The following is a 14,582-nucleotide window of genomic DNA, read 5'->3' as shown; positions in this document are numbered from 1 at the left end:
TAACCTACTCCTCTGGCGCAGGTTTGGTAGCATTGCCTTGTGCTTAGCCAGACCTGTTGCCTTGCTATTACTTATCTTAATTTCTTAAACGGGCATTGTATAAATAGCAGGGTATTATTATGGCGAAACAAGTAATGCTCAGGCAGCAGGTCAGCCGACACATAACACCCGCGTTACAGATATACGCGGACTACAGCCAAGATAAAGAAGAAACAATGTATAAACCATAGTCCATGCTGAATCCTTTTTTTGGTGAAAGGAGAATTTCGTACGCTTGTATAACCCTGGGAACAAATTAAATATAAGCATTGGTGAAGTGTATGCCACCAGGATTGAAAGCACAATCAAACAAGAGGCTGCCAAAAGGCAGCCTCCTTTCTTAAACCGTCGAAAACCTGTCCTACTGCTTTATAATTCTCAGTATTTCACCGTTACTGAGCTTCAGCAGGTATACACCATGGGTGTAAGCTGACAAATCTACCTGTTCAAGGTTAGCTTCAATCCTTATCTTTTTTAACATTTTTCCACTCATATCAAACAGGAAGGCCTCTGTTCCTACGAGTGCCTTATCTCCAAGAAGCACATTTACCATATTCCGGGCAGGGTTAGGATATACAACAGACCTTGCTCTAACACCTGGTGATGAATACCGGATCAATATCGTATTTGAATAGGTATATTGCCCGTCCACATCTACCTCTTTCAGGCGATAAAAGAATGTATTACTATTCAGTTTATCAATATGCTTATCAGTATAATTATAGGTTGTTTCAGATATGCTGTTACCCTTTGCTGATACCTTTCCGATTGATTCAAAATGCACGCCGTCAAAAGAACGCTCTATAATAAATTCTTTTGCATTGGCTTCAGCAGCAGTAGCCCAGGTAAGTATATTATCTGTTTTTTGATTTACGGCATTAAAATGTAACCAGGTTACAGGCAGGGCTGTACTTTGTATATTAACACACTGAACCACGTTCTGCCGCATTTGTTCGGCATTACCTACCCTATCGGTTGCCAGCACAAAAAAACAGTACTGCCCTCCTTCTGCCAGGGTAAATGTTGTATCAGTTCTTCTTATCTCCGGAGCAAATATCGAATAATTAATGCCATCCATCGAAACATACAATGTGTAATAATCCACACCAACACCACCAGTATCATCCGTGCCGCTCCAGGTGAATGTTACATTGTGGTTGGTTACAGTTGAGCTTGCGAAAGTGCTTGTTGGCGCTATGGCATCAATTGTATTGGTGTGAATATTGGTTGGTATCATTTCATTCTCATCAAAAACAATTTCAGCATCGGCATCTATAAGATCAAGTGTATTGGCTGTAGATAAAGGTTTCATGCTGAAGTTCACAAAGCCATGCCCGTATTTTGTTTCAACACTATCTCTTAATAATAATACGCCTTTGGCAGGATCTTCTGACGGAAGCAGCGTAACCGGGTCAATAGCTTTAAACTCCCAGAAAATTTCATTTTTGGTTACATCATATCCTGCAATCACATCTACATATATACCAAGAGAATCCCTGCAATCCAAACGGGTATAGTAAGCGCTGTTGCCTGCCGGAATTTCAAATTCCTGGTTGTTAAAGCCAAAGCTGCCAAGCTCCAGGGTATTGGGATCCTGCTTAGGCTGAACCGGGGTAGTAATGCGAATAAACCTTGCAGGTGCAGTAGCTGTTTCGTGATTTTCGCAATAGATGGTATAAGGCATCCGGTCATTAACGCTTACCCATTTAGGTTCTTCTATTCCTTTGGGCCCGATGATTTCGTTGGGGTCAAAAGACCAGAGGAGAGACATAGAAGCGTTTTTCGGATCATAAGGATCAGGAAATTCCTGGTCTCCATCATCGCAAGGATTTCTTTCACGATATCGTCTTTGCCGTTCAATCATTCTCTTTCTTGCCTCTAACCATTTTTCACCCATACCTTGTTGTTTCGCATATTCATAGGCCTCTTTTTCAATATTCTTTGCATTATTATCATAATATTTGTTCAAAGCATACTCAGTTCCAGCATCAACACCTTTAACCACTAAAGCGCCAACTGCTATAGTGCCAACTGTTACACCACCTACCACTGCAGCACCGCTTCCTACTACAGCAGCTCCAATGGTAGCACCTGTTCCTATTAAACTAAGACCCACTTCTCCGCCTTTTTCTATATTCGTCATGGTTGACCTGTCCGAAAATTCACTTACGAAGTCCATAGACCTGGTTACATTGTCTATCACATTGAAAGGCAAAGCAACAACCCCGGCTTTATCCCCAACTTCTAGTGTGATCTTCTTTAATATTTTCACAAGAATGAATTTCGGCGCACCTACAGCCGTACTTCCTGTAAGAACAAAATATTCAACAACTTTCTTATCAGTATTATTTTTCTCTTCATAACAATCCTTCAGACCAAGTATATCAAGACCATTCGCGGGGTTATTTCCTACATACTGGTACATACCCATGCCATCCTCATATTCGATTAAATCCCTCTGGTTAAAAACTCCTAAATCAGGAGAATATGTACGGTAAAAAAAGCGATAGCTTGCTGTGGCGCTATCGTATTCCTGACCCGTCAATCCAAACCGGTTACCTGTAACAGAACCCGCAACTGGCTGGTTACTGCTGTTAAAAATGGATGGCTTTCCATAAGCATCGTATAAATACCGCTCTGAAATTTGTCCCCCTGCATCGGTAACCGCTTCTATTGAGCCCAACTCATTTCTATGATAATAAAAACTTGCGTTGTTCTTTTTATTGAGCACAGGATTCAGGAAATCCGCAAATACGGTTTGGTTCAGTATTTGGTCTGCCGCATCTCTTTCCTCTACTGCTGTTAAACCGCTATAAGTATATTTATAAGAAGCCCCTGCTATGGTTTTTGTAACCCTTCTTCCAAAAGCATCGTATGTATAAGTGTGTACATTGTTTATTCCCGAAGAATCTTTTATTAACTGCCCCGCTCCATTATAAAATTTATGATATACGCCATCAAAAACCAGGTTGCCCCGTTCATCATATTGCAACGGCGTGCCATTTACGGAGGTAAGCTGGTTTAAATTATTTATAATATAAGTATTATTTACGCCATTGATATTGGCGCTTACCCTGTTGCCCAGGTTATCGTAGGTATAATTATTTTGTAAAGAACTGCCCCGGTTAAAGTAGGTAAGCCTTGAATTGGCATCGTAGGTCATTTGTTCAGACCATGCAGGATAATTTAAACGGTTTACAGATAATTTATTGCCTAATTTATCATATCCAAATGTTGTTTCCTGGATATTTGCACCGGTAGTGATCTTGCTAAGGCGGTTTGCAAAATCATACTGGTAAGTAGAAGTTAATCCATTGCCCATTGTTTGGCTGATCAACTGATTTGTGTTGTTATAATCGTATAATGCCACCAGTACGCTGTCTTTCAAAATTTTCACAAGCCTGTTCCTTGTATCATATTCCCTTATCACCGATGTGTTATCAGGGTAGATAATGGTTTTTGTTCTGCCTGCATCGTTATAGGCATAAGCCACGGTTTTGTTATTGAAAGATTCGCTTAATACTCTTCCTAGTGCATCATATGTTAAAGTAACCATTCCGCTATTGTTCGTAGCGGTTAATATCCTGCCCAGCGCATCATAAGTATAATTAAAAACCTCTCCGCCCGGTACAACTTTTTGTGTTACCTGGTTAAGCTGGTTATAGGTAAACGTGGTTTGAGTGCCATCGGTATGTTGTAAAACAGTCAGGTTACCGGCATCATCATACGTATAAAAATTACTGGTTCCATCGGCAAATTTCATGCTTGTTCTTCTGTTCAGTGCATCATAACCATATTGGGTAATATTTCCTTTCTGGTCGGTAATAGAAGTAACATTGCCCTGCTTATCGTAACCTAAATGAATAGTAGCGCCAATGGGGTCTGTATAACTGACAATCCGGTCTAACCCATCGTATGTTAAATGACTGCTTTGATTATTCTCGTCTGTTACAAGAATAATATTATTATTCTTATCATAAGTATATTGCCTGCTATTACCTAATGCATTGGTTACCCTGGTAACCCTGTTCAGCTTATCGTACTTAAGATTAATCGCAGATCCTGTTGCATCTGTAATGCTGGTAATGTTTCCATTATCATCGTATGTATATCCATAAAGTACACTTTCGTCGTCCTGAATTTTAGTTACTTTGTTGTTCACATCATACGTGGCATGTACCGTTCTGCCGTTTGATAAAGAAATAGCCACCATATTACCATTGGCATCGTAGCTAATGTTACCTTTATTTCCAAGAGGATCTGTATTAGAACTAAGCCGGTTTTTACTATCATAGTCACGAGCAATAACATTATTAAGAGGGTCGGTTATAGTCTTAACATTATCCATAGGGTCATAAAAAATACTTATGGCATTAGAAACAGGATTGATAATTTTAACCATGCGGTTAGCTCCATCATATTTCATCTCATAAAGCTGGCTTCTTGCATTTGTAAATTTTACTAAATTTCCGGCGGCATCATATTCAAACCTGTTTAATTTACCCTGGGCATCGGTACTTTTTTTCAACCTGTTTAAGACGTCAAATTCCAGAAATGCGGAATTTCCATTTGCATCAGTAAGCGTAACAGGATTTCCCCTGCTGTCAAATTGCATTTCTTTATGATAATCTTCCGGGCCATTTATTTCTACCGGTTGACCAAAAGTATTGTAAGTACAGGTAAATGTATTGCCTTTCGCATCGGTTGTTGAAATTATCTCGCCATTTGTATTATATGTAGCTGTGTATACATTATTATCGGGTTCAATGATTTTTATTACATTCCCTTTGTTGTCATATTCGTAACTGGTAGTGTTACCGTTAAAATCCCTGTAGCCCGCAATATATTTATGATTGGCGGTATAAGTATATACCGCTGATTTACCCGAAGGATTTGTTTCCGTTAATTTATTGCCATAATCATCATAAGTATAGTTCCACGCGTTTCCATTAGCATCTGTTTCCCGCAACACATTGCCATTCTCATCGTATTCATATTGTTTATCAAAACCACAGCAATTTCCCTTAATTGACTTTAACCAGTACAGGTCACCGCTTTTTTCATACACATAAGTTGTAACCTGGTTAGTTTCGCCCTCATCCATATAATCAGTAATAATCGTCTTTCTGTTTAACTGGTCGTAAGTAGCGCTTATCCTTTTGTTACAACCAATAATTTCCCTTGTGCTGAAATTGGGGTAATAGATTATGTTTACGGTATTGTTGTTTTTATCTGACATTGTTTTCATAGGGCCGTTTACCAGGTACGTATACCGGTATGTGCCACCCAGCGGGTCTGTTACCGTTATAAGGTTTCCGGCGGTATTATAACTATAGGTATAAGCAATAGTGGGTGAAGCTGTTTCATCCGTAACCTTTGTTAATAACCCCTGGGCATTATACTGAAAGCTTATGGTTTGCCCCGTGGTGTTTATCATTGATTGCAGCAGGGTATCAACATAATTAAAAGTAAGCGCATTACCATTTGGCTCTTCAATTTTAGTAACCCTCCGGTGCGTGGGGTTATCAAAATAATATTTCCACCCGTCTGTGTCGGTTAAAAGCAGCTTACCCGCTTCAGGCGCTGTAAGTGCACTGTAAAATCCCTTTGGCGTGTGGAATGCAGTAGTGCTTAGAGAATCATATTTGTCATTCCTGCCACTACCCCATACAATTATTTTTCTTCCGGGTATTGTATCTGTTTTATAATATATGTCATATTCAAAGCTCCATCCTGATCCATAAGATCGCTTCAGGTTCGTTCTGAAACTATTATAATTAAATGTGATATCCATATCTATTAACCGACCGGGATTATACATATCCGTACGCTTTAAAAAGAAATTACCTGTCAGCGTATTAATACTTGTACCTAATGGACCGCTTTTATTCGTTGTATTTATATTCTGAGATTTACTATCTGCAAACACCAGGAGCAGCACAAGAAAAATACAACCCTGTTTTTTCATCTGTTTCAATATTATATATATCGTATTCATTGTCTTTTTCTTTTTAATTATTGCAGGTTAAATGGTATAGGGTTAATTGCAACAGACCATGGGGTTCTTGTATAAATGATGATGGTTCCTCTTGCCCCGGCTCTTATTATACCCGGAGGTCCTCCCGGTTCCGTCAGATTGAGATAGATGGAAGAACTGCCTTTATCAATGTCTTCTTTTCTAAATGCCAGTTGCATTCCATCAATGGTTGACAGCACTCTTGACTGCGCCGGTATATCATAATTAGTTGGGTTTTCGTAATTGATCTGTATTGCTACCGTTGTTCCAAGTAATGCGCTTGAAGGAACAATCAGCTCTAATACCAACTGAGCGTTTTTACCACTCGGGCTGCCAGGATCGCAACCGGGTTCACTGCTGTTGCCGGGTGCGGTGTTAGGTCCGCTGCCTGTTATCAACCCACCATTGTTGGCAGCTTCAACCCTGAAGCCTTCAACCAGTTTGGTATTGGTATTATCCTGCTTGGTAAGCACCACATCATACAAGCCAAGTGGCACACCTGCCAGGTTAAAGGTCGCATATATAGCTGTGCTGTTGGTATAGTGTACGGCAGATGCAGTGATGGAAGTTCCTGGCCTCATAAGCGTTGCCATCATCCCGCCGGTAAACAGTGTACCATCAATCCTGATCGTAACATTGCCGATATTACCGCCCGATGCATTGGTAACATTCAGTATAGAGAATGGCATTACCGCTGCCTCCAGTATAATATCCTGCGTGCCGGGCTGCGCGGAAGTGCAACGCACCATTATGTAATATTCCGTGCTGGTTACCGAGGTAATGATCACCCGCTGGTTACCGTAGTTGGGCGTTCCGAACTTATAATCAAATTTTGCAGCAGACGGAATATAACCGCCACCGAGGTACATTTCATTTACTTTGGTAAGCGAATCCATAGAAGTGAGTTTCACACTGATGGTGCTGCCAAGCAATGAATCCGGAACGGTAAGCTTATAGTATTTATCAATACCGGTTAATATACTGTACTCAGGTTCATGCAGCAATAAAGGTCTCACTTTCACATGCACCTGTTGGGTAGCAATGCCTGTGTTATTGGTTTTATCCGATTCGTTGATATGATTCTGGATATCCGTTTTTACATACACATAGTAATCACCTTCGGTTACATTGGTTACAAGCGGAGACGCGGTTACCAGGGTATCTGAAACCGGATCTATATTGAGTTGTCTTGCAATGGTACCTATAAGCAATGCCGTAGTATCGTACACAGGTGATGTTGAAAAATAAACACCATCCACGCTATAGCCCCGCGCCGCGTTGGCGGCTGTATTCTGTATGATCCATTTTGCAGGCTGAAGGGCTTCACCCAGGTAAACCGTATCAGGCGTTTCAATATTCACAACGGTAAGGTCTGATTCAGGCTGGGTAAATATGGTCATTATTGCAACCCCGGTATTATTACTGTAATCCGGCTCTATTACATTCTTATCATCATTGGCGCGGGCAAGCACATAATAAGTGCCCGGTGCAGTTTGAACAGGTATACGAACATATACCGTATCTTCTTTACTGCCGCCCGGCTGCAACACCATACTGCGATAATAATTTGATAACAGGATGTCATCACTGCTCACTTCAGTATCTCTCGATAACCAGATGGCATTCCGCCATGCGCCCGGGTATGTTTCTCCCACACCGGTATTGGTAACTTTATGCCTTATTGTTGTGGGTTGACCTGCGGCAACGGATGGTTCAATAACAGTAATACTGTCTGTAAGGTCGGGTAAATCAAATGCCACTACTTCTATTTTCTTAGCTTTTCCATCAGTATCCCGCAGCATATTGTAATTATTGGCGGTTTGCTGCTCTACCCACAGGGTTTGCTGATCGTTGGTTTGTACTATAAAGTAATATTCTCCTGCCGGTATATTCGGCAAGTTGAATGATCTTACCACAACAGAGCTGTCACCTTTTGCAACCCGGTGTGTACTCCTTACTTCATACAGTTTAATATCCTCAGCGCTTAAAACAGAATCCGCAGAAAGATATATGGCATCCCAGTTAGCACTGTAATAAGTTTCCGCCGGCTTGTATCCCAGGTTTTCAACTACCCAGCGTGGCGACAATGTTCTTCCAATAGATAACTGGCCGGGAACATTCGTTATGCTCTTAACAACATGATCTACGTATGGATTGATGACAACTTTTTTACCACTTGCCGTTATATTGTTCGCAAAATTGGTAGCCTCATAACCTATGCTGTCTGCATTAGCCTGTATATAGAAATAAGCATCGCTGAATTCGCCGCTGGCAAAGCAACTGCTCAAAGTGTTCATCATGACAGGCAGTTCAAACCTGAGCGTATCAGTATAGCTCTGTCCTGCTGCCACCTGCCTGTATTTGGCTTTTGTACCTATCAGCACGGCATTTTGCTGCTGGAAGGTACTGGTGCATCCCACATAAATCTTATCTGCCCAGTTGCCGGAAATATCTCCACTGCCGGTATTGGTAACTGTATATATTACCGCTTTAGTGGTAAGCGCAAAAACAGTATCGGGAACATCTATTGTTGCTACACTTAAATCAGCCGGTATTGCAGGTGATATATTTATACCGGCGGCAATGCTCCTGTTGTTGCCGGTATTGGTTTCTTTAAACAGCTCATCCTCGTTTGTAACAACATAAAAATATTTAGCGCCTGTTGTTGAATAAGGAATGGTATAGCTGAAGCTATGCGTTTCACTGCTGCCGGCAACAATTGTTTCAGTATACTGGCTGCCCGCCACCATCACTGCGCTGCCGTCAAAATCGGGGAAGTTGCTTATATAAAGCCTGTCTGTTCTTTTTTGATTGAAGAGAGAGCCCTGACCCTGGTTATGTATAGTATAGGTAATGGTTATTTTTTGCCCTGAGCTGCCCGTAGCAGGCACAGTCATACCGGTTACCGTAACATCCGGCCGGGTAACACTAATGGGCGCATCGCTTCTTTTTATTTCCGCAGCACCCGGATATTCATAAACATCTTTGTCGGGATTGGTATATATGTATACATAGTAGGTACCTTCCGGTAAATCTGCAGGTAAAACAAAACTGGCAGATTTGGGGAATACGGCATTAGGGCTTAATACAGTGCTTACATTAACAGGGCTATTCACCATTCCACATTCTGCATATACATCTTTCACCAAAACACCCGAATACTGTTGACCATGTGCAACCTCTTTAACAAGAAAAGCATTGCCAATATCCAACCCTGTGCTGCTGGTGCTCAGGTAAATCCTGTCTTTCCAGTAAGATGATCCGAAACCGATACTATCCCTGATTTTGAAAGCAGGTACTTCACAGATGGAATTAGGATCAGGTGAATAACATGGCAGGCTGCAGCCTCCAAGGTAGGTAATATAGTGTCCCTTGTTTTTTTCTATATTATCATTAAACCCGGTATTCTTGATTTCCCAGTTTACACCTACCGGTTGCGTGGTGCTTGCAGTGGTAACAGGTAAAGAAATGTGCTGAATGGTAAGCTTAGGTGTTGGCGTTAATAACACTTCCAGCAACCCCTGCCCCGTATTATTTTCCGATAAAACGCCTTCATACAATTTTGTATTGGCATTTGTTTTTACATACACATACCACTGTCCCATTATAAAGTTGGGAATGATCACATCCACACTTCTTGTATACACATCGTTTGTTTCAAGGGTATCATTTACCAGCAATCCCGCGTCAAATGCATCAGGGTAATAATTCCCTGCATATTTCGGCCGCTTAACCGGTATACAGTCTTCCCTGTTAAATAAGGGGTTTTGAGAAATGAAAACAGAGTCAGCCCAATTGGAGGATGCAGGTGTTAATGCACCGTAATTTTTAACCTGGTAAGTAATACTTACGGTGCTGCCTGAAAACACAGTTGACGGCGTAAACACCTGCTCTACTCTCAAATCGGGTGTGGGCGATAAGGTTACATTCATAGCGGCGGCACCGCTTGCCGTATCATTATTACGCGTGATCTGCAAAGGCGAGGTACCTGCAACAGAACCATAATCTGTAATTACATGTGTATAAAATGCACCATTATAATTTACCGGAATGGTAAAGTTGATGCTGTTGGTATAAGATCCTCCGCTTGCCAGCCCTGAAAGATTGGATTTTGTTCCGACCAGCAGTGGCGTTTTAGGGGATAATATAATTGGCCACCTCGCCGGATTGGTAGCGATTGACCTGAAATCAGGCTTCGGATCAACCGAAAGAAACACCGCGTCTTTCCATTGCTGGCTGGTGATGGTTGCACCCGGCCCCGTGTTATTTATCTTCCAGCTTATACTGATATTTTGCCCAGAATTGGCAGATGAAGGCGCCTGAACATTGCTCACCTGCAGATCAGGCAGGGGAATTAACCTGAAGTATTGTATAACCCCCGGCATTGACGCGCAGGGGTTTTTAGCAACCACGCGCCATGCATAAGCCGCGTTATAAGCAAAAGCATTTTGAGGAACTACGAATGAAATACCTTTTATATCTTCAGCAAAAGGCGTTGCCGGCTGTACAGCGGCGGAATCCCATATATACAGGTCGTAGCTTACCGCACGTGCCGCGGGAATCCATGAAAGGGTGAGCGGAAGCCCCGCGTTTTGAATGCCATCTGCCGGCAGCATATTAGTAACCGCGGCAGGTAAGGTGGTAGTGATAGTAATATCTTTGGATACCTCAGTACTATAAACAGCATCGCAACCGCTGTTGGCCTTAACAGATAAGTTATAGGTGCCTGAAGCTGATGTCCATTGCACCCAGGCGGTATCCTTATTGGTAGTTAATGTGCCGCCGCCGGAAAGCGTCCAAACATAATTTGCACCAGGAATTTTATCGGTAGTATATACATATTTTGCCTGGCATGGCGCTGCTTCCCCGGAAACAGCGGTAAGGGTTCTTACCCCGATGCAGAATGTACGCTCTGCCGGTGTGGCCGCATTATAGTTGCTATTGCCACCCTGTGTAGCCCTGATGGTTACAGTACCAGCACCTTTTTTCTTCAATTCACTACCAGCAACCGATGCATAATCATTACCTCCTACCACCGTGAATGATACAGGTAACTCCACGTTTGAAACCGCGTTGAGCATTATGGGCGTTGTATTAAACACCTGGTTGTCGATGGCGGTGAAGCTGATGGACTGGCTTCCTTTTAAAACATTTATGGTTTGCGTAACATCGCCGGCCGGCAACCATTGCTCATCGCCAGGCTGCAAAGCTTTTATGGTAATAGTGCCGGTTAATGTACCTGAGCCGCTGATGTATAATGTATCATTCTGAATATAGCCGGCGCCGCTTGTTTTAATATATTGAACAGGCAAGCCGGAATTTGTAGTAGCAGGTAATTTTATTTTGGCGCCGGGCGATAATACTATATCAGCAACCGCGGGGAATGAAATGGTTTGCGATTGAGCAGCAGATGTAAATGTAACAGCATCAGATGCCGGACCGCCGCCGCAATCATTGTGATATTTTACAGTATAGGTTCCATCAAGCAAAGCCATGTGTATGGAATCTGTTTCGCCGGCAACCGGGTTATTATTTCTATACCATTGGTAAGTAGCACCGGGCGGCAAACCTTGTGTAAATAATTTCCTGCCCGACTGGTATATCGCCGGAATTTGCGTAGGCACATCATTATTTACCAGCACTTCAAAATACCTGGTTTCCGATTCGCCGTAAGCGTTAGAAACATAGAGCGCTACCCTGCGGCTCCCTGAGTTGGTCCAGTTTACGGTTGCCGAGCTGTCGGTTCCGGTAATAGTTCCGCCGCCATCTGGTAAGCTCCAGTGGTAGGTTAAATCGCCCGGATCAACAATGCCTGTAGCTTTATACACGCTGTTGCCAAAACAAACGGTAGCATCGCCGGTTAAATAAAATGCTGAAGACGGAGGTTGCGCATTCAGACTGAATGTATACAGCATCGCGTCTGCACGATCACTTTCATAATTCACCTGCAGGTAAACCGTATCCGGCGATGCCATATAAAACTTCAGTATATCGTTAATGGTTTGCCCAGGCGCCATGTTAATATTTGTACCCAGCCTTTTAGAAATAATCAATGTTTGATTGCTCCTGTAAGCCCGAACCACGAGGTAGTCATTGCTACAGCCCATATTGGTTACATCAAAAGGAATTTTTACGGTATCGGCTATGGCATAAAATTTATAATAATCAACATCCTGGGTATAACCAGCAGAGCCTTTCCTGGTTTCTCCATCCTGTATTAAAATAGCCTGGCCGGTAGTATTATTGGGTTCCAGATCCTGGTAAGCAACGGCAACGGTATCAGTAAATTCGTAGCTGAGGCGGTACAGGTATGGCGTTACAACACCAGAAGAAACATAGGCATGTCCTAAATACAGAATAAGTGTGTCTGCCTTAATACCGCAGAAATCAAGTGTAGCAGTAATACTTTCTCCGGGAGTTAACCCTTCGGTAGCCGTAATGGTTTTACCATAGTATTGTCCCCTGTCTTCCACACGCACAAACATCGGTACATTAGTAATATCGCAGGTAGGATTTCTCAATTCAAGATGTACCTTAACATTTCCATTGTTGGGCATTGCAATGCGGTAATAATCCTGCCTGTCCTGTGTAGACTGATCATAGCCTTCCCTGTAACCAAGATGTCCTGAATATAGAGTATCCTCTTTCAGGAATATACCCTGGTTACGGGTATTGCTGCTCAATGTATCATTATCCCATTTAAAAGTATTGGCAATGGTATAAGTTATTTCATATTCAAATGCATGTCCCGATCCTTGTATAAAGAAATAATTATCGCCCGGTTGCAAACCGCAAACCTGGAAATTGAGATTATACAGGGAATCGGATTTAAGTAAACCACCCTGCACATCAGCCGGAATATATTTAGTTAACCGCTGCCCATGGAAATACATATACAGGGGAGAATTAGAAGAATATGTTCTGGTATTATCAAGATACCTGAGCTTTACATTAAATGACAGATCCGCTCCTTCCGGAAGATTGATTTTATAATAGTCCGAGTTATCCTGGAAATCATGCGTAATAAAGTTCACATTGCCTTTAGCTGTTTCACCGGCTGTCAAAGGAAGTGCATAGTCGGAATAATTGTTATCTTCCTGGTCAACATGATCGGTTTCATAATACATTTCGTATTTTAAACGGTAGTTCACAAAAGCGCCTTCTGGTCCGAGATCGTTCACACGCATTTGTCTTCCTATAATTATTATCCCTTTGCCGGTATAAAAACGAACATAGAAAGTATCAATATTTACCGCGAGACGAATAGTATCTTTTAATGTAGTATTGCAGGGCAATCCCTGGGCAGCCCAGTCAAACAGGTCTCTTGGCCCGCCCCACACTGAATTTCCGTTTTTATCCAGCACTTCATATTTAAGGTATACATCCCGCGCATTACAATCCGCGTTGGTGGCTTCTATAAAAAGCTTTACTACTCCGGGTGTATCTGTAATGATGCGGTAAGTATCTTTCCCGTCCAAAACTACATAAGGGTCATAAGCCTCACTATCGTAAACATAATCCCCTACTCGACCGGTATTATATTTCCCTTCTTCCAAAGGCACAGCGTTGTAATAACAACAATTATCTTCCCTGTCGTCATAGCTGTTATCTTCCGCTCCCTGCGAGTTCAGCATAAGATCATACCCGAATATGCCGCCTGTATTAGTAGAGATACGTATAAGCAGTTGATCACCGGCAACGAACCCGCCGGACGATAATGAGATGGAAGAAAAAACTTCCTGCATGGAAGCCACATTGGTTGTATTGCCCACAAACCCGCTGGCAAAAGGTGAGCCACTTACCCGCAGGTTATACAGTTCGTAACGCAGTAGCTTATAGTCGGTGTTGGTTATATTACGGCCCTTAATTTTCAGCGAATCTGTTAAAGAGCTATTGAGCAGATTAATAGTATAAAAATCCACCGCATCTGTTCCGCCACTATTCTCTTTCTCGTATCCTATTGCAAAATTATTTTTTTCAAACAGCGGCTCCGTCAGTAAAACAGCTTCTCCGGGTAGATCATTGGGCTCACTATCATTGTAGGTAGAAAGCAGGCTATAGCTGATCCTGTAATTGACATTTGAGTAGCCGTCCTCGTTGTCTGAAGATATGCTCACATAAAGCGTATCCAGCAACTGACCATCAAGTATAAACGAAGTATTGAGATAGCCGTAGATATCCATAGGAAAAACCTGTTCTGTCCAGCTTTGCCCGGTATAAAATGAAACGGTAACATTTTCCGCGGTTGTTTCACTATAGTTATCCATCTCCAGGTCAATTTTATATACCCCCACTTTTTTAGAAGGCACGAGCTCCTTAAAGGGGATCATATACATATCGGTAGGTATAGACCCGGGCTCACCGTATAAACCACCGTATATGGTAGCCTGTGTATAATTCACTTTATTGGCATACTCACGCCCGTTATTTGGCTCCTGTTCCCAGTAATATTGCTGGGATTCGGCATAATAACTGAAAAGCAAAAAAAGGAAGGAGTAAAAAAGCTTTCTCATATAAGCTGGTTGGT

General features: G+C 42.2%; 2 protein-coding genes. Both read right to left on the bottom strand.

Annotated features, from left to right (window positions below; translation table 11 throughout):
• Positions 1–400: 400 nt before the first annotated feature.
• The gene (locus DC498_RS07300; RefSeq protein ID WP_116873502.1) at positions 401–6,037 is read right to left on the bottom strand and encodes an RHS repeat-associated core domain-containing protein; all 5,637 of its coding nucleotides are present in this window, start codon (positions 6,035–6,037) and stop codon (positions 401–403) included.
• A 17-nt stretch (positions 6,038–6,054) separates the two neighbouring features.
• Positions 6,055–14,568, bottom strand: coding sequence for a CARDB domain-containing protein (locus tag DC498_RS07295; protein WP_116873501.1), 8,514 nt, complete (start codon positions 14,566–14,568; stop codon positions 6,055–6,057).
• Positions 14,569–14,582: the final 14 nt, after the last annotated feature.

Origin of the sequence: Terrimonas sp., assembly GCF_003075435.1 — a bacterium.
Classification (GTDB): domain Bacteria; phylum Bacteroidota; class Bacteroidia; order Chitinophagales; family Chitinophagaceae; genus Agriterribacter.
Note: the sequence above shows the minus strand (reverse complement) of the source record. Positions and strands in the feature narration are given on the sequence as shown.

Coding starts and splice junctions, on each gene's coding strand:
- DC498_RS07300 (WP_116873502.1), bottom strand. CDS start 6,037: ATGAATACGATATATATAATATTGAAACAGATGAAAAAACAGGGTTGT.
- DC498_RS07295 (WP_116873501.1), bottom strand. CDS start 14,568: ATGAGAAAGCTTTTTTACTCCTTCCTTTTTTTGCTTTTCAGTTATTAT.